This is a genomic window from Paenibacillus sp. KS1, from assembly GCF_001680695.1.
GTDB lineage: Bacteria > Bacillota > Bacilli > Paenibacillales > Paenibacillaceae > Paenibacillus_B > Paenibacillus_B suaedae.
This window is the reverse complement of the sequence record NZ_MAIS01000114.1, coordinates 1-17,515: the sequence shown is the minus strand read 5'-3', so window position 1 is coordinate 17,515 and position 17,515 is coordinate 1. Positions and strand designations below refer to the sequence as shown.

Annotated in this window: 15 protein-coding genes; 9 read left to right on the top strand and 6 right to left on the bottom strand. The window is 49.1% G+C overall.

The genetic code is table 11. The features are described 5' to 3' along the window. Positions 1-134 precede the first annotated feature (134 nt). Both BBG47_RS25160 and BBG47_RS25155 read left to right on the top strand, forming a co-directional pair. Positions 135-2,243 carry a cellulose biosynthesis cyclic di-GMP-binding regulatory protein BcsB gene (locus BBG47_RS25160; protein ID WP_175400635.1) on the top strand — a complete coding sequence of 703 codons (2,109 nt, stop codon included), beginning with the start codon at positions 135-137 and terminating at the stop codon, positions 2,241-2,243. Beyond that, positions 2,224-3,078 carry a diguanylate cyclase domain-containing protein gene (locus tag BBG47_RS25155; RefSeq protein ID WP_065294020.1) on the top strand — a complete coding sequence of 285 codons (855 nt, stop codon included), beginning with the start codon at positions 2,224-2,226 and terminating at the stop codon, positions 3,076-3,078. The genes BBG47_RS25160 and BBG47_RS25155 overlap by 20 nt, the downstream gene beginning before the upstream one ends. 75 nt (positions 3,079-3,153) lie before the next feature. Here BBG47_RS25155 and BBG47_RS25150 read toward each other — a convergent pair whose 3' ends face one another. Next, positions 3,154-4,179 (bottom strand): phosphotransferase, encoded by a 1,026-nt coding sequence (locus BBG47_RS25150; protein WP_065294019.1) that lies wholly within the window; start codon positions 4,177-4,179, stop codon positions 3,154-3,156. Between the two features lie 182 nt (positions 4,180-4,361). Between BBG47_RS25150 and BBG47_RS25145 the strand changes: the two genes are divergently transcribed. Then, the gene (locus BBG47_RS25145; RefSeq protein WP_065294018.1) at positions 4,362-5,084 is read left to right on the top strand and encodes a GGDEF domain-containing protein; all 723 of its coding nucleotides are present in this window, start codon (positions 4,362-4,364) and stop codon (positions 5,082-5,084) included. Between the two features lie 105 nt (positions 5,085-5,189). Then, positions 5,190-5,789 (top strand): class I SAM-dependent methyltransferase, encoded by a 600-nt coding sequence (locus BBG47_RS25140; protein WP_065294017.1) that lies wholly within the window; start codon positions 5,190-5,192, stop codon positions 5,787-5,789. Between the two features lie 119 nt (positions 5,790-5,908). Here the strand turns inward: BBG47_RS25140 and BBG47_RS25135 are convergent, their stop codons facing one another. From BBG47_RS25135 to BBG47_RS25125, 3 genes are read right to left on the bottom strand one after another with little or no spacing between them, the layout of a single operon-like run. Then, positions 5,909-7,093: an ABC transporter permease gene (locus BBG47_RS25135; RefSeq protein WP_065294016.1), complete on the bottom strand. Its 1,185-nt coding sequence runs from the start codon at positions 7,091-7,093 to the stop codon at positions 5,909-5,911. Beyond that, positions 7,035-7,820, bottom strand: coding sequence for an ABC transporter ATP-binding protein (locus BBG47_RS25130; RefSeq protein ID WP_302621972.1), 786 nt, complete (start codon positions 7,818-7,820; stop codon positions 7,035-7,037). Before BBG47_RS25130 ends, BBG47_RS25135 begins: the two co-directional genes overlap by 59 nt. Continuing rightward, positions 7,817-9,220: an efflux RND transporter periplasmic adaptor subunit gene (locus tag BBG47_RS25125; RefSeq protein ID WP_065294015.1), complete on the bottom strand. Its 1,404-nt coding sequence runs from the start codon at positions 9,218-9,220 to the stop codon at positions 7,817-7,819. Before BBG47_RS25125 ends, BBG47_RS25130 begins: the two co-directional genes overlap by 4 nt. Positions 9,221-9,507: 287 nt before the next feature. Between BBG47_RS25125 and BBG47_RS25120 the strand changes: the two genes are divergently transcribed. From BBG47_RS25120 to BBG47_RS25100, 4 genes are all read left to right on the top strand, one after another. Next, positions 9,508-10,473, top strand: a complete 966-nt coding sequence (locus tag BBG47_RS25120; protein ID WP_065294014.1) for a substrate-binding domain-containing protein — start codon at positions 9,508-9,510, stop codon at positions 10,471-10,473. Then, positions 10,470-11,942, top strand: coding sequence for a sensor histidine kinase (locus tag BBG47_RS25115; protein WP_254659921.1), 1,473 nt, complete (start codon positions 10,470-10,472; stop codon positions 11,940-11,942). The genes BBG47_RS25120 and BBG47_RS25115 overlap by 4 nt, the downstream gene beginning before the upstream one ends. 134 nt (positions 11,943-12,076) lie before the next feature. Next, positions 12,077-13,447, top strand: coding sequence for an AraC family transcriptional regulator (locus BBG47_RS25110; protein WP_065294013.1), 1,371 nt, complete (start codon positions 12,077-12,079; stop codon positions 13,445-13,447). A 211-nt stretch (positions 13,448-13,658) separates the two neighbouring features. Further along, positions 13,659-15,038: a sugar porter family MFS transporter gene (locus BBG47_RS25100; protein ID WP_065294011.1), complete on the top strand. Its 1,380-nt coding sequence runs from the start codon at positions 13,659-13,661 to the stop codon at positions 15,036-15,038. A 279-nt stretch (positions 15,039-15,317) separates the two neighbouring features. On the opposite strand, the gene yedF is transcribed toward BBG47_RS25100, so the two are convergent. Together yedF and yedE are read right to left on the bottom strand one after the other, a co-directional pair. Continuing rightward, positions 15,318-15,545: a sulfurtransferase-like selenium metabolism protein YedF gene (yedF, locus tag BBG47_RS25095; RefSeq protein WP_065294010.1), complete on the bottom strand. Its 228-nt coding sequence runs from the start codon at positions 15,543-15,545 to the stop codon at positions 15,318-15,320. Further along, complete coding sequence (gene yedE / locus BBG47_RS25090; RefSeq protein ID WP_065294009.1) at positions 15,542-16,744, bottom strand: selenium metabolism membrane protein YedE/FdhT; 1,203 nt, start codon at positions 16,742-16,744, stop codon at positions 15,542-15,544. Before yedE ends, yedF begins: the two co-directional genes overlap by 4 nt. Before the next feature lie 276 nt (positions 16,745-17,020). On the opposite strand from yedE, the gene BBG47_RS25085 reads away from it, so the two are divergent. Beyond that, entirely contained in the window at positions 17,021-17,467 is a 447-nt protein-coding gene (locus BBG47_RS25085; RefSeq protein WP_065294021.1) for a carboxymuconolactone decarboxylase family protein, read from the top strand. The last annotated feature ends 48 nt before the right edge of the window (positions 17,468-17,515 follow it).

Below are 17,515 nucleotides of genomic sequence, written 5' to 3'. Positions count from 1 at the left end.
CAAGCAACCTTCTCGGTGCTGAAAATCGACCATTTTGATCACGCAGTATTTCGACCATTTGATCAGGCATTTATATAGGAACTTGTTCGATTACGGAATACTCATTTTATGAAGAAAAGACAGGAGAGAAGCTTGTGAATAAACGGTGGATCGTAGTCGGCATGACTTGCTTGTCCTTGTTATTCGGTCAGCTTGGACAGGCCTCGGCAGCTGTGGCTCCCGCATTGGGCTCTGCTCAGCTGAGTACGTATGAAGAGACATTTTCAAGTGCGGACACTTCCTTGTCCGGGATTATGTCCTCCAGACAGTTCAACTTCCAGACTGAGGAGTATTGGAAGGTTGATGAAGTTAAGATTCATGTGGATTATAAGGCGTCGCCCTTGACGAAAAGAGAACGGTCAAGCGTGACGCTGTCATTAAACGGGAAAAAGTTTCATTCCTTCCGTCCTGACGTCAGCGATGATCCGAAACGGCGGCTTACGGTATCCGTCCCGAAGGAACTGCTGGTGAAAGGAAACAACACGCTGACGATCGAAGGGTATATTGTCACTACTGACGCAAATCAAATTTGTATGCCGTCGGAGAAACGTGACAACTGGCTGCAGCTGTTTGCGACATCAGGCGCCTCCATTCGATATACGAGTGAGGCGATTAAGCCGAGCATTCGCGATTTTAACCGTCATTTTATAGGCATGGATACGGTTAGTGATGAACGTAACGCGATAGCGATCCCGAAGAATAGCAAGCCAGCTGAACTGGAGGCTGCCGTATATGCATTATCAGGTTTCGCGAAGCAAAATAGACTGAAGCAAAAACAAATTCCGATGTATGCATTCGATGCTGATGCCTTGAAGGGGAAAACAGCAGTTGTGGCTGTGGCATTGTACGATCAACTGCCGGCGGCTTGGAAGAGTGAGCTGGGCAATGTAGATGTCGCGCAAGCTGCGGTGATCCGCGTGATTCGAACGGGTACACAGCCTACTCTTGTCGTTACTTCTCAGGATCCTGCCATGCTGGTGAAGGCAGGACGATTGCTGGCGAATCAAGAGCTGGTCAAGCAGTTGGACGGGGATACGAAAATGGTATCGGGCGATACGGATGTTGCAACGCCTGAAGTCACCATTAGCAGGGACATGAAGCTTACGGACAATGGCGATAAGCTGAAAGGCTGGATGCATCAAGAGAAATCATACTTCATATCGCTTCCGGCCAACCGCACGATTGCCGAGGCGAGCAAAATCCACCTGGACATGCGGTATGCGACCAATCTTGATTTTGATCGCTCCATGGTTACGGTGCTCATTAACAACACGCCAATCGGCAGCAAGAAGCTGAATATGGATTTAGCCAACAAAGATACATTAACCCTGCCGATTCCGAAAAATTTAGATGTAACGGGTAACTTTACAGTCACGGTTGCATTTGATTTGGAGCTTAGGAATGTTGTGTGCATGGAGCCGCAGGATGAGATGCCCTGGGCATTCATTACGAAGGATTCGGTACTACAACTGAAAACGAAGGATAAGACAGAGCTGCTGTTCGACAGCTATCCGAACCCATTCCTTCGTGACGGCAGCTTCAATCAAGTTGCGGTAGTGATGCCGAAAAATCCAGATATGTATACGTATCAGTCGCTGGCGAATGTGTTCAATCTTCTTGGCCAATATGCGGAGGGCAATACGGGCGAAGTCCGGTTCTTTGAGGATAGCGCAGCTGCTTCTGACTTGAAGGCCCATAACGTTATCGCAATTGGCAGCTATAACAATAATAAAGTCATTCGGGATAATAATGATAAATTGTATTTCAAATATGGGGCAAACGGAGAAGGGTTTGCCTCCAATGAAAAGATGAGCGTGGACGCGGATTACGGCAAGCGTTTAGGTACGCTTCAGCTCATTGAATCTCCGTTTGAAGCAGGCCGAGGCTTGCTTGCTATCAGTGGACCGAGCACCGAATATGATTATTTGGCCTCCAAACTGCTCGCCAGTGATAATGCGAAGTGGAGAATATATGGAGATGGCGTAGCCACGAACAAGGACGGCGACATCCACGCCTTCCGCTTCAAGAAGCAGGCGGAACAGCAATCTTCCTCGATTGTGGAACAGGTTCTGCAGCGTGGGGACGTTCTGGGCTTCATGGTGGCCGCAATGCTTATCGGCTTGCTCGTGCTCGTATCCCTCATTTTCATGATTCGCAAATACCGCAAGAAACGGGGGGCTGGCGATGAAACGGAATCAAAGTAGTCTTCTGTCGGACGGCGCCTTCTTGCTATGGTTTTTGCTGAGTTTTGTATGCATTGCGTTTACGGTGGGTGAGCCGACTCGCTACATCATGAACATGATTTTGTTGAATGTGGCCTTTCTTATCGCGATCGTTACGTACTTTACGAGTTTGACGACGGGGTTAGTTCTGAATATTGTGTTCCTGTTCGGATACGGGACGTTTACGTTGTATCAGACTGTCGTGGAAGGTGGGGTCGTTGGGGCTCATAATTATTTTTGGCTTATCATGACGCCAGCCTTTACCGTAGTTAGTGCCATGCTCACACTCGGCAATCGAAGATTGCAGACGGAGAACGAACAGCTAAAACGGATAAATACATCTCTGGCGACGATGGACGAAAGCACGGACTTGAAAAATAGCCGCTCGTTCCAAAAAGATGCCAAGGTATTTATGGCTCTATCTACGCGTTATCATATTCCGCTGACGCTGCTTGTCGTGCAAGTGAGATATTGGGACGAGCTGAAGCGAATGGTTAGCGAAGAGCAAATGTCGGAAATGATCTATGGTGTGTCCAAGCTTAGTGAGACAAGCATACGTATGAATGACTCGCTATACATGCTGAATACGGATAATCCGACATGGGGCCTGCTGTTGTTCACTGACCGTGACGGCGCCAATGTGGTCATCGAGCGGTTGAAGGAGAAAGTTGCCTCCTTCAACGACGTAGAATTGGCTGGCAAGTACAAGATCGAGCTGAATCTTACCGTGGGTGCTTTGGAATATTCCCCTGAGACGGTAACCACACCGCTGGAATTCATTACGCAAGCAAGAAAGCAGATGGAGTACGATGTATAAAGGGATCAGAAAGCCTTAGGGGCATCCGGCCATGGATCAAATCCATCCACCGTAATTAGGTGGATGGATTTTTTATTATTCTCCATCCTGTTCCCCGTTGTCAGTGCTTCTAGCCCATTCATCTATCCATTGAATGGCAGCCATCCGCTCGTTCCAGGTGCGCGTTAATATGCGCTGCAGAAGGATTGAACGGCTTGCCGATAATGTCCTTGCTGCGATCCATGCTTCAAGCGGGAAACGGTATAGGGCGCTCAGTAACAATCGTTCAGGTGGTGTCCAGGGCTTCACTTGCCCATATCCCTGCAATAGGGCCTCAATGTGGGCAAGGTTGAAATGAGTAGTGTTGAACAATGTTTTCGTAATCTCATAATAAGCAGAATCGATTCTTACTTGATCCCAGTCGATGAAATAAAGTCCGTTCGGGCTCATAATAACATTCGGCGAAGTGATATCACCATGAATTAATGTGGGATGATAGGTTTCCTCATTTAGGAGCTGTTGTACTTCCATGTTGTTGATGATGCTTTGCGCTTCAGCAGCAAGCTCTGTACATTGCGTGCCGTATGTCTTGAACCATGATGCCCTGCTTCTGCTTCTGCGCAGTGCCGGAAGCTGGCGGCGATATGCAGCGTCTTGCTGGAATAGATGCTGTATTACCTTATGCGTAACGAGAGGTGTTGGAGGGAGAATTCCTTGGCAGCAAGTATGAAGTACAGCTAAGGCTCTGCCCAACTGCTCGAAGTCCTGAGCATGCTGTGGTCGATTCCCCTCTACCCATTCCATCATGTAGTACGGCCTGCCACGGCGGCTAACCCACATTCTCCCGGACAATGTGGACAGCCAACGGGGGAGATGAGGATAGCTCTGTTCCTGAAGCATCTTCACGTAAGCCGAAATTCTGATAATTTGCTGCTTCGTCGTCAGCTTGGTTATCACCTTGGATTTATAAAAGGGTTTAATGGCGAATATCCCTTCCTCTGTAGACGCTCGGTATGCTGCCGTGGATTTATACAGGGAACGATATGATTTAACTCTCCTTAGATGCAACCCATATTGCCTCGTAATCGTATGAAATTGAAACTTAGATAATCGACGAGCCACTTCTATGATGTCCCCCTGTCCTTATACATCTCACTCAAAGAATGTCTATCGTCAGTGTATTCGAAGAAATAGGAGTGGACACAGGCGAGTGTGCCTTTCGATTGGCCCTCTCTTGAAGATTGTTCAGTAAATGTTCAGTAAGCTGGAATATAATGTTGGCTAATGAGATTCCGAGGTGGAGTATGGAGAAACGAAAAGGCAGAGTGTTGTTGACAGCAATGACTGTGCTAGCGGCTTTGCCGCTGCATATGTATTTGTCGCTAAATGGTCTAAATCATATCTTGGTCGTGGTTATGTCTGCTTTGGCCCTGTTATTCTCGTGGCAAGTTGGCAAGTACATCGATCAATTACGATACGAACGTGATACGGATCCGTTAACGAGGACGCACACCCGCCCAGCAGCATTGCGCCTGTTCCGCGCAATGTCCAAGAAATCAATCAAAGCCAATCACAAAGTGGCTGTCTATTTCATCGACATCGATAACTTTAAGACGATTAACGATAGTTATGGTCATCATGTCGGTGACACGATGCTGAAGAAGGTAAGCAGTCAGCTGCTGCAAATGAAAATTCGCGGCAAGCGGGTTGCGCGCTGGGGCGGAGATGAGTTCGTTATTATGGTTCCTTGTGCGGATGATAAGGAAGTTCATAATGTTCAGCATACCTTGCTATCCCACATTCAGCTTCCGACGAGTTGCCAACAGACACCGTTGTCTATCTCCATAGGCTGCTCAACATTCCCAAGTCAAGGTATGAGTCTGGATGAACTGGTGGATATTGCGGATAAGCAGATGCTATGGAACAAGCGGCAGAGCAAGTCGGATGCCCATCGGAAGCGAACTGCGACTCTATCAAATGGACATTGTGAAGAGGCGTCATCACGCCGATGCGTAATGGAAAAATAGTGAAACGACTGAAGGTGTTCCTCGTATTGTCTTCTACACGACATCGACCTCGCTTGGCGGACAAGCATGTTCGCAAGCGATACGGAGCAACGGAGGGGCAATCAGTTGGAGAAGACAAAATTAGTTCGTATCTTTGATAAGCAAGCTGCTCAATACGATAAGCGCCGCGAAGATCCGAAGCAGCGAAAATGGAGAGAGAAACTAATCAGCAGCGCAGCAGGGGACGTGCTTGAAATTGCAGTTGGAGCAGGAGCCAACTTCCCATACTACCCTTCAGGTGTGAGTATTACCGCTACCGACTTCAGTGAGGGGATGCTGGATAACGCGAGGAAGGCGGCGGAACATTACCGGTTGAATGTCAATTTCATATGCTCGGATACGGAAGAATTGAATTTCCCTGAGCAATCTTTCGATACGGTTATCTCCACGCTATCCATGTGCAGCTACCAGAATCCGATGATGGTGCTGCGCAACATGCGCCGCTGGTGCAAGCCTGACGGCAAGCTGCTGCTGATGGAGCACGGGATCAGCTCGAAGGCGGCTGTATCAGCGGTGCAGAAGACGCTCAATCCATTGCTATATCGCTTTACGGGCTGCCATCATACACGGAGCATCATGGATATGATTCGCGGCGCGGACATCAAGATTGAACGGGAAGAGAGTTACTGGCTCGATATGTTGCACGTTGTCTGGGCGAGACCGTAGCAGCATTTCTATCTTGCCTACTTCACAACCTTGAAATAGAGACAGCCCGTATTCCTTAGGGGAATCAGGCTGTCTTTTTTGTTGATTGGGATGTATGTGATGCTGCTCATCATCCAGCATCAATCATGCCTCAAAGCTTCTACAGGCTTCAAGGAGGCTGCTTTGTTGGCAGGAAATATGCCGAACACGATGCCGATGATAGCGGAGAAAGCAAATGCGTAGATGACGATATCGACTTGGATGGCGGTAGCAACGGACAAGAAATGGGTCATGGCAGAACAGGCGCCATAGGCGAGCCCAATACCAGTCAATCCGCCCAGTCCGCTGAGAACGACGGATTCAATTAGAAATTGCAGCAGTATATCTCGCTTCTTGGCGCCGAGCGATTTGCGAATGCCGATTTCCCGTGTACGCTCCGTGACTGATACCAGCATAATATTCATAATTCCAATTCCCCCGATAATGAGGGATATGCAGGCGACACCTGCCATCATTGTAGACAGCGTCTTCGTGATTGAGCTCATCGTCTCCTTAACATCCTGCTGGTTGAAAATATTGAAGCTGTTCGTATTGCCGCGGAACAGCTTCGTCAGCTTCGTCTCCAGCTCGTCTGCGACGGTACTCATTTGATCTTCGTCTGCGACTTTAATGCCAATGGATCGTACGCCAGCGGATTGGAATAGGCGCTGCGCCGTTGTAATAGGGACGAGAACCTTCTCGTCATTCGATCCTCCGAGCGAGCTTCCCTTGGACTCCAGCACGCCCACGACTTTGAATCGAGCGCCATCGAGCAGTATCGTTTGCCCGATGGGATCTGCTCCCTTGAATAATTCAGCTGCCGTATCTACGCCAAGCAGGGCCACTCGGGAATAGCCTGTGACGTCAAGCGGCACGATATAGCGTCCGCTCTGATTTTTGAAGTCCTTCACCTGCTCATATTCCGGCGTAATGCCTTCTACAGTCACAGATGCAGATTCGGTCGTCCCGTTTTTGACGGTCGCACTCCCAGATACGATAGGAGCCAAGCCCTCGATATCCGGTATATCATCTGCGAGATGAATGGCATCCTCCAAAGTTAATGTCGTTTGGCTGCCTCGACCCATAATGTTCACGGACAACTGATTCGTTCCCAGGCTTTGCAGGGACTGCTCGACTGCATTGGAAGAACCTTGACCCATCGCCATCAAGGAAATAACGGTAGCTACGCCGATTAATATCCCCAGCATAGATAGGAAAGTACGCAGCTTATTGGATCGTATACTGTGCCACGACATTTTGAATCCTTGCGACAGTTTCACGCCCATTCCCCCTCTCCTCCGTCAGGATGCCGTCATTCATGAAGACAACCCTCTTCGCACGAGCAGCGATCTCCATGTCGTGAGTGATGAGCACGATCGTATGTCCTTCTTGATTGAGCTTATCGATCAGTTCGAGCACTTCGTGTCCCGTCTTCGTATCCAATGCTCCAGTTGGTTCATCTGCAAGCAGGATGGGAGGGTGTGCGGCCAATGCGCGAGCGATGGCTACTCGCTGCTGCTGCCCGCCGGACAGTTCGCTTGGCCGATGACTGATCCTGTCCTCCAAGCCAACCTGCTGCAGTGCTTGCAGTGCTGCCTCTCGTCTCTCTCTAGTGCCTAGCCCGCGGTAGATAAGCGGCAGTTCTACATTTTCAATGGCGGTCAGCTTAGGGAGCAGGTGAAAGCTTTGAAAGATAAATCCGATTTTGCGATTGCGAATGTCTGCAAGCTTGTTGTCGCTCAGGCGGCTTACTTCTACTCCATCCAGCATATAACTTCCTTCACTTGGCGTATCCAGACAGCCAATGACGTTCATCAACGTCGACTTCCCTGAACCAGAAGGGCCGATAATAGCTACAAAATCTCCATGCTGAATATCGAGATTGACGCCTTGGAGAATATTGACCTCTTCCGATCCCATCCGATACGACTTCTTAACGTTACAAATGGAGATGATGCTTTGATTATTAGACATGTTTGCCATGACATTGGCAGTATTGGCAAGCTGCTTCATTGGCGACCGCCTCTGCTTCCCATCGAGCCACCCTGGAAGCTCGCTCCCCCAGGGAACCCACCTCCGCCAAAGCCCATTCCATTCTTGCGCTGTCTTTGCTCGGTGGTACTGCTACCGCTGCCTACCTTGCCTTGTGGGGTGGCAATCAGGACAGCATCACCAGCTTGAAGCCCGGATGTGATCTCGGCATAAGTGTCGTTGCTAATCCCAACGACGACTTCCTTAAGTGTGCCGCCCATTGCTTGTCCCATACTCACACGTCCATTGTTTCTTGTATTCCCTTGGCCAGATTCGTCATTTCGGCTTGTCGGCTCGCCAGATGGAGTGCCTGATTCACTGCGATTGGCTCTGAACCAACCGCCGTCACCATTCCCATTGCCTGCATTCCGCTGATTGATCGCCTTGCTATCTTGCTTATCTGCGCCTTCGGCGTTGTCTTGTCCGCGAGTAGTATCCTTGCCATCGTTCGTCGTGGTTGGGGGACTCTCAGCATCGCTAGGCACACGTACAAAATGTTTGCTGCCCATCGAGATAACAGCCTCGACGGGAACGAGCACGACATCCTTCTTAGACTGGGTGACGACTTCCGCTTGACCGGACATGCCAGCGAGGACGCCATCCGGCTTGGTTAAGCTGATGCCGACCTCATAAGTAGCGACACCATTGTTGCTTTTTCCCTCTTTTCCTATGGAGGTTATTTTCCCAGAAAAATGTTGGTTCGGGAAAGCGTTGAGCGTAACTTGTGCTTCCTGTCCTGATTTAATAGATGGAATATCGAGTTCGTCAGCTGCCATGACAAATTCAAGTTTGGTATAGTCGGCGATGACCGCGACTACGGTATTTTCATTCACATCATTGCCTGTTTCAATCTGGCTCTCCTTAATTGTCCCTGCAGCTGGAGCAACTACATCGTGATTCTCTGCTTCTTCGGCCTGGAGGCTGGCGAGAGTAGATTCATTTTGCGCGATTTCTAAGTCGAGGGATTCCATGTTCACCTGAATGGACTCCCGGTTCTCCTCAGGTGCCTCCTTGTACTGCTTCTGAAGCTGCTGCATTTGCAGTTGCTGCTTTTTAAGCGACAACTCCGTTTGCTTGATTCGCTCTGAGTTGTCTATCTTCTTGAATGCTACAAGCGTCTGGCCTTTTTTAACTTGATCACCTACTTTGAAGTTGATTTTGCTGATCGTACCTTTATAGCCAGCCTTGACGTTGTTCACCTCCGACACGCTAACGGATCCAGATCCGGATACCTTTGTTTCCATGTTCCCCTTACTTGCTTGTACGGTTCTTGTTGGCAAATTAGCAGCTGAAGGCTGTTCTGCCGGCCGCTGGGTCAAATACACAGCGGTGGCTGCACCTGCTACAAGCAGAATCCCTGCCACATACACCCATTTCTTCATCTTCTCTATCCACCTTTACCGGTTCTGTAGGGCATTCAATCGTTGTGCCCGCTGAACTTAGGGTACTTACCATAGATGAATGATCCATTAAAGCACCCTGAGTACAAACTGAGCATTAGCTGAATAAACGCTGAAAGTGAAATAACAGACTACATTGTGGAGGGAGTGGAGCGGCTAGAAGCTGCCAATAAAGCAGCGGGTAATGTAGTGATGAGCCTCATTTTCATTTTCACAGTAAGATCAGTATAATAGAGCCTATATTTCAATGCAGACATCAAGGGGGCATCATGGCAAAGCGAAAGTGGATCATAGGCCTGATCGTCCTTGCAGCTATATTCGGTTATGTGATTGTTCGATTCTTGTCTTCCACACTTGCAATCGAGCGTCTAGTCGGACAGCTTGAGACGGGTACAGACGCAGGACAGCAGCAATTAAACAAGCATGTAGTGCTTATTGCGCAAGAGCTGGATAATCCCTTCTGGCGTACGGTGGAGCAGGGGGCGAAGGAAGCAGCTGCACAGCGGGGGATGGAAATCGAATATACCGGACCCATACGCATCAACCCGTCGGAGCAGATGAGGCTGCTGGCCAAGGCCATTGCCTCCAAGCCGGATGCCATTTTGACACAGGGAATCAATGAGCCACGGTACAATGAACTCGTAGGCAGGGCAATGGATCAAGGCATTCCGGTTATAACGGTGGATTCCGATGCACCGGACAGCAAACGGTTCGCTTATGTCGGAACAGATAATCGAGCGGCTGGTGTGCAAATGGGTGAATTGGTCGTTCATGGCTCAGCATACAAAGGGAAAATAGGCGTCATCTTAGGCAGCGAACAGGCTGACAATCAACGGAAGCGGCTGGAGGGATTCAGATCCATCATCGATAAAGCTTCAGGCTATGAGATCGTAGACGTGCGTTCATCGAATATTTCTCGCATCGAGGCAGCGAAGCAGACGAAGCTTATGCTGAGCGAGCATCCGGATATACGAACGATTATCGGGTTTAGTGCGTGGGATGCCGCAGGGATCGTGGAGGGATTGCAAGCTGCGAATAAGGGGAAGATTAACGTATTTGGCTTCGATGATGTAGAGGCAACTAGGCGTGCGATTGCTCACGGAGACATCGTGGCAACGCTCGTGCAGCAGCCAAGGGAGATTGGCGCCGAAGCAGTATCCATTCTGCAGCAAATATTTGCGGGCGAGCCGTACGCAGCAACTCAATATACAAGTACTAAGGTTTTGGAACAATGATGAATATACGGAAAAAGCTATTGATTTTCATTCCGGCGCTGCTCGTCTTGAGCAATGGCGTCTCCTTTTTCGTCTTCCAGAGCGGAAGAACCGTACAGCAAAGCTATAATGTCATGCTGGAGCGGGTATTGATGTACAGGCAAATTGCAACCCAAACTGACAGCAATCTGCGTGCCTTGAACATCTATTTGTTAGATCAAAGCGATCGATCGCGCGAAGAGTATCTTCGTGAGGCTCATAGTCTGAAGTTGATGAGAGATCAATTGACGGAGCAAAAAACGAATGCTCCATCCGCCGGAGCGGACGTGCGTAATTATCGCAATCTGCTGAACACGTATATCGAAGAGGAAGCAGCCGTGCTAGAGGCGTGGGGGGAAACGAGCTCTCTGCGTTATGTGCCGCTGTATGAGGAACTGGAAGCGACGGCAGGGTTCATCCGAGAAGAAGGGCATCAATTGATTGATGCGGAGCTTCGTTATTATCAGCCCTTCTACCGGCAGATCTTTACGCACACAGAAGCGATGAATCGATGGGGAATCGGACTTTTTATTATCAATACGCTGCTAAGTATCATGCTTGCCTATTGGCTATCGCTAGGCATTACCGAGCCAATTAAGAAGCTGGTTCATGCAGCGAGAGCAATTTCCCGCGGCAACTTGCAGACGAAGCCTCCACAAGTGGAGGGCAGCAGTGAAATTCGTATGCTGTCTGAGGCGTTCGGGCGCATGCAGGATGATCTTCTGCAGTTGATTGAAAAGGATAAGGCGAACTTGGAGAAGGATCGGCTCGTGAAGGAATTGGAGCTCAAGGCGCTGCAAAATCAAATGAACCCGCACTTTCTGTTCAACTCTCTTAATGTGCTTGCCAAGCTTGCCTTGTTAGAAGGTGCGGAACGAACTAGCGATTTAACTGTGTCGATGTCTAACTTGCTCCGCTATAATCTGCGCAAGCTGGACCAGCCTGTACCGCTCCGAGATGAAGTGGAGCAAGCGAAGGAGTATTTCACGATTCAGCAGGCTAGATTCCGTGATCGAATCCAGTTTGTTACCCACATTGATGAAGCAGCCTTGGACGTGCTCGTTCCTGTGCTTACCCTGCAGCCGATTTTGGAAAATGTATTTGTTCATGGCATTGAAGGCATGGAAGCAGGAGCGGTTGTAACCTTGTCCATTGAACGTGTACCGAGCGAGGTGCGAATCTCGATTGCAGACAATGGCAGCGGCATGACGGAAGAGATGCGCAGCGCCCTGCTTCGCATGGATGCAGAACCAGCAGATTCCCGATCAGGGGGACAATCTACAGGACTTGGAACATACAATGTATTTAGACGATTAGAACTGTACTATGGCAGAACCGATCTGGTGGATATTCAGAGCGAGCCCGGAGAGGGCACAACCGTATTGATTCGAATACCGGACAAGGAGAATCACAGGGAAGTATCTGATAATGACAGAACAATGACTCCTTGATAATGGGAGACATTCTTTTTGGAATATTGGAGTTATCGCTTTTTTCGAAATGGCGAGCGCTCCGGGAGCGGTTTTTAGATAGTGAGAGTTAGGATTGATATGAACCGGAAGATGAATCAGAAAGGAGGGAGAACATGTATCGATTGCTAATTGCGGATGATGAGGCATTGGAGCGGGAGGGCTTGGAGTGGATTATTACGAAAATGATGCCGGATACTTTCGAAATTATCCACGCGGACAATGGTCGCATCGCAATTCAAAAGTCCGACGAGCATCGTCCTCATATCGTCATGATGGACGTCCGAATGCCTGGTATACAGGGATTGGATGCCCTGAAGGAGATTAAGGAACGCAATCCACTCGTCAAAATGGTGCTCGTTACTGCGTATGAATATTTCGATTACGCGCAGCAGGCACTTTCTCTTGGAGTGAAGGAATACTTGGTGAAGCCCGCAAAGCGGGATCAAATTGTAGCTGTGCTGCAGCGTCTGGTCGATGAGATTCGGGATGAGTGCGGGAAGCGTGACGAGCAGCTTGCCATCCGGGATAAATTCTATCAACTGCTGCCCATGGCTGAGACCGAGCTCGCCCTTGCCTTAATGGCGGATCAAGTTCATAAGGCAGACGCCTTGCAGCTTGCTGATATTTTGGAGCTGTCGCTCGATCAAGGCTATGCATTAGTGGTTGCGATGAATGGGATGAAGTCTGCAGCAGGTCAGTCATACGAAGATGAGAAGCAGTTCGCGGTCGACGTAGCGAAGAGTATATTGAAGGAGCAGATAAAGGAGAGACACAGCTGGATCGTCAGTCCGATTGTTCATGAGCATATGGCTATTTTCATTTTGGACAAGGGGATAGTACAGGGAGGATCGATGCAAGAGGAAGTGCCAAGCATCGGCTCAGAGCTCATCTCTGCCTTGCACAGGCAATGTGGCCTAGAAGTGACGGTCGGAGTTGGGACGCTTCAGCAGCACGTTGAAGGAATACGGCGTTCCTATTATGAAGCAGTGTTTGCCTCGACGTATCCAAGTTCGTGGGGGAGTCTATGCCGATTCGAGGAACTGCAATTGCCCTCAAATAATGCCTCCTGGCTGCCAAATGATCGAGTTGAACCAGGGACTTCTGCTGAATGCGAATATGTGGAGCATGCTATTAAGCGTATCCGTGAGGAACGTGAACAGCAGACATGGAATGTAGTCGATCGTGCTGCTGCATACATCGTAGAGCGATATCAGGAAGAGTTGTCTTTGGAGGAAGTAGCGGACCATGTCCACTTGAATCCGCACTATTTCAGCAAAGTGTTCAAGCAGCAAACAGGAGAAACGTTCATCGATTATGTCACACGGCTGCGAATTGATAAAGCGAAGGCACTCATCTTGGATGGGCAATTCAGCCTGAAGGAAGTGTGCTACATGGTCGGCTACAAAGATCCGAACTACTTCAGCCGTGTGTTCAAGAAGGTAACGGGCGTAACGCCAACCGAATATCGCAGTACGGAGAACTAAGTCCATGCCTATACGTCGGCATGGACTTTTTTGTCGTCCAAGACAAGAATGTGCTATTTTGTGGCCAATGTTTGGAATTCGTGCGAGTAGGGAACGATATTATGCTGATGATCCGCAAGGAAGTGAAGGGTTTCATCGTCATAATCGGACAAGCTGAATGTTATAATGAAACTCCAGTCTTCATTGATTTTACTCAAAGGGGTATAAGGTTATGAGTACGCAACAAGGCGAACACAATCAAATAAATATGAAATATGTTACGCTCGTATCGATTGTAGCCGCGCTCGGAGGCTTGCTGTTCGGATTTGACACTGCTGTTGTCTCTGGTGCAATCGGTTTCATGAAAGAGAAGTTCGGCCTGTCCGAATTTCAGGTTGGCTGGGCAGTATCCAGCTTAATCGTAGGATGTATCGTCGGGGCGGCAAGCACAGGCATACTGGCTGACAAGTTCGGCCGAAAAAAGGTACTTATCGCAGCTGCGCTGTTGTTCATTGTCGGTACAGCAGGTTCTGCAATTCCAGCGACATTTTCGGGATATATCGTTGCCCGTATAGTTGGTGGTCTCGGAATCGGAATTACGTCTACACTTTGTCCGCTCTATAATGCGGAGATCGCGCCTGCGAAGTATCGAGGCCGTCTCGTTGCATTGAATCAGCTGGCGGTTGTAACAGGTATTTTCCTCGTCTATTTTGTTAACTTGGGCAGCGGTGGAGCTGGTGATCACGCTTGGGGCGTGGAGAATGCATGGCGCTGGATGTTCGGTGTAGGTGTTATCCCGGGCGTACTGTTCTTGGTTCTCCTGTTCTTCGTACCAGAGAGTCCAAGATGGTTGATTACACAAGGTCGGGCAGCCGAGTCTCTGCCAATCCTGTGCAAAATTCACGGCGACGAGATGGCACGCAAGGAAGTATTGGACATTAAGGAGTCGTTCAAGCAGGAGAAGGGATCTCTTACGGACTTGTTCAAGCCAGGTCTTCGCTTGGCGCTCATCGTAGGTGTCGTACTGGCAGTACTTCAGCAGGTAACAGGGATTAATGCGGTTATGTATTACGCGCCGGAAATCTTCAAACAAGCAGGTGCTGGAACGAATGGCGCACTGATACAGACGATTCTGGTCGGATTCATTAACTTCGTGTTCACGATACTGGCATTGTGGTTGATCGATAAGGTCGGCCGTAAAGCATTATTGATCGTCGGATCATCCCTGATGGCGATATGCTTGCTTGTGATCGGGTTTGCGTTCCATACAGGTCATACCTCTGGAATGCTGGTGCTTATCTGTATTCTGGTGTACGTTGCTGCCTTTGCGATATCGCTTGGTCCAGTAGTTTGGGTCGTGATGTCTGAAATCTTCCCGAACCATATTCGTGGCAAGGCTACGGCGATTGCATCCATGATGCTGTGGGTAGCAGACTATATCGTGTCCCAGTCGTTCCCGCCGCTGCTTAGTTCCGCAGGGCCAGCCATTACGTTCTGGATATTCGGCATACTAGCGTTGGTCACCGTCCTCTTTAGTTGGCGCGTCGTACCCGAGACAAAGGGGAAATCGCTGGAGGAAATCGAGAATATGTGGACGCAGTCCAAGGCTTAATCATAGAGATTGTTGCATCTTATAGAACCACTCTGTTTTCCGCTAAGGCGGTTAACAGGGTGGTTTATTTGGTTTAGGGACGATTTGCATGCCAATTGGAATGACAGCCCAGGTAAGCTACTTCGATCGATCAGATGAATCAATCAGGTACGCTGTGGATTCTCCCTGGATTTATAGGCATTGTGCTCGGTGTTATGGCTATAAGATAAAAAATCAAAAGAAGCTGCTTAGGCGAAGTAGATCAAACACTTGCCGCGCAGCTCCTTTTGTCAGTCCTTTTTATTTTTGAATAAAGAAGATGAGTTCCTGTCCATTCTTAACAGGGTCTTGCGCGAGTGTGTAGCCGTGCTTCACCACTTCTTCCGGTACGTTCTTGAAGGCAGCCGGACAGTCCGCAATTACTTGCAACACTTGTCCTTTCTCCATATCCTGCAATGTCTCTAACGTGTAGATAACGGGATATGGGCAAGGTTCTCCTCTAAGATCCAATGTGAAATCAATCGTCATGATTTTGCATCTCCTTTTTTGAATCCAACGCCGAAGCGGTAATTTTTTTGCCAGTAGCTAGCTACAGCATAACCGATTGCAAGCAATACAAGTGTGACAATTAGCGCCCAAGCTGGGCCCATCACAGAAATAAGATTAATCTTCGCGCCACTCTTCACGAGCAGGTCGAATACGCCAAGATGATCCCAAGCGTACGCCAGAGCAGTAGCGCCAATAATGTTGCCGATGAATACAGGCAGGAAGATCACTTGTCCTTCCATGAGGCGATACATCATTCCTGTCTCGCAGCCGCCTGCAAGGACGATGCCAATGCCGAACAGGATGCCCCCGACGAATGTGCTTGGTGCTGCCATTTTCGTAATTGGATCGACGCCGTTCACGAGAATAACGATGAGCGTTAGGACAGAGCTGATTGCCATCCCGCCGATAATAGCCTTGGTCATTGTTGCGCGTCCGCTAATCCACAGATCGCGGAAAGCGGAGGTGAAGCAAATCTGTCCTCTTTCGATCAAGATGCCGAAGGCAGCCCCGAAGATGGCGGCAACGCCGAGCATTGTCTTGCCTGCTAGGAAGAAGTACACGATAAGTCCTGTATAAGCCAGTGCAACAAGCCCGCCGATATAAGGCTGAACTTTTCTTGTTTGTTGAATCGTAGGCGCGGCATTCCCTTTTTGCAGGATCGGCTTGCCTTTCCACCACTTGGTGCTAACAATTTTCACCCCTGCATAGGTACCGATGGCCGTTGCCACCATGAAAATCCAAGCATGGAACGAGAATTGCGGCACGCCAGTGAAAAAGGCAGCCAAGTTGCAGCCAAGCGCGAGCCGTGCGCCCGCACCCGCGATAATGCCGCCAATCAAGCCCTGTACCAAGCGGCGCTTCTGCTTCGGCATTCGAATTTTGAAGTTGTTGCTGAACAGGATCATGATGAGCGCGCCAATGAACATGCCCCAGACGATCCAGCCGTCTGTGCGCTCGAACGTCGAGCCCTTCATTTGTATCAATTTGAAGTAAGCCCAATCGGAGATATCGACCCCGAACAGCTCCAGGATATGTCCTCCAAAACGCGTAAACTCGCCGGTGACGGCCCATACCGTGTTGGTAATGCCGAAGTACAGCGCGCTGAGTACGCCTGCGATGCCGATGGCAACGTAAGGGCTCCAGTAGTTGGTGAACAGCTTGCGTAATGATTCTTTCATCTTTTCCCTTACCCCTTCAATCCATCATAGTTAATGGTGCGAACACGATCGAACTATATGGATTTGTTTGTGTGCGGCAATTCACACCCGATCACGAGATGAGATGCAAATAAAACCATTCTCCATTTTACTACAAACTGCTTACTAGCGGGGGGAATTCGGGGTGATACTTTTTTACCTCATATGGAAATTGAAAAAATTGATTATGACGTGTCACAAAATGAGCACCTTATCTGTCTTAGCTTATGTAACCAAATCCAAGATGAGGTGAATGGAATGAAATTGCGCTTTAATTATCGAACGGCAAATCCCTCTGCTTATCAAGCCATGCAGGCTCTAGACAAATTCGTTAGCGATACACTTGATCCGGTGCTGCTTGAACTCATTAAGATACGGGCTTCTCAAATCAATGGCTGTGCCTTCTGCATCGATATGCACGCAGCTGATCTGATGAAGATGGGTGATCATACGAACCGCATCATGCTGCTCAGTGTGTGGAGGGAAGCACCGGTTTTTACCGACAAAGAAAAGGCTGTTCTGGAATTGACGGAATATGTGACTGAAATAGCGGATGCAGGTGTGCCTCAGCCGGTATATGAGAAGGTGCGTGAGCATTTTAATGAGAAGGAGTATGCAGGTTTGATTCTCGCGATTGCGACAATCAATTGCTGGAATCGCATTGCCATTTCGACAGGAATGCATCCAGGATGTTTCGATAAGTAGGGAGGAGCCTTGTGCTCCTCTCAGGCTGTCGAGAAAGTCTCGACAGCT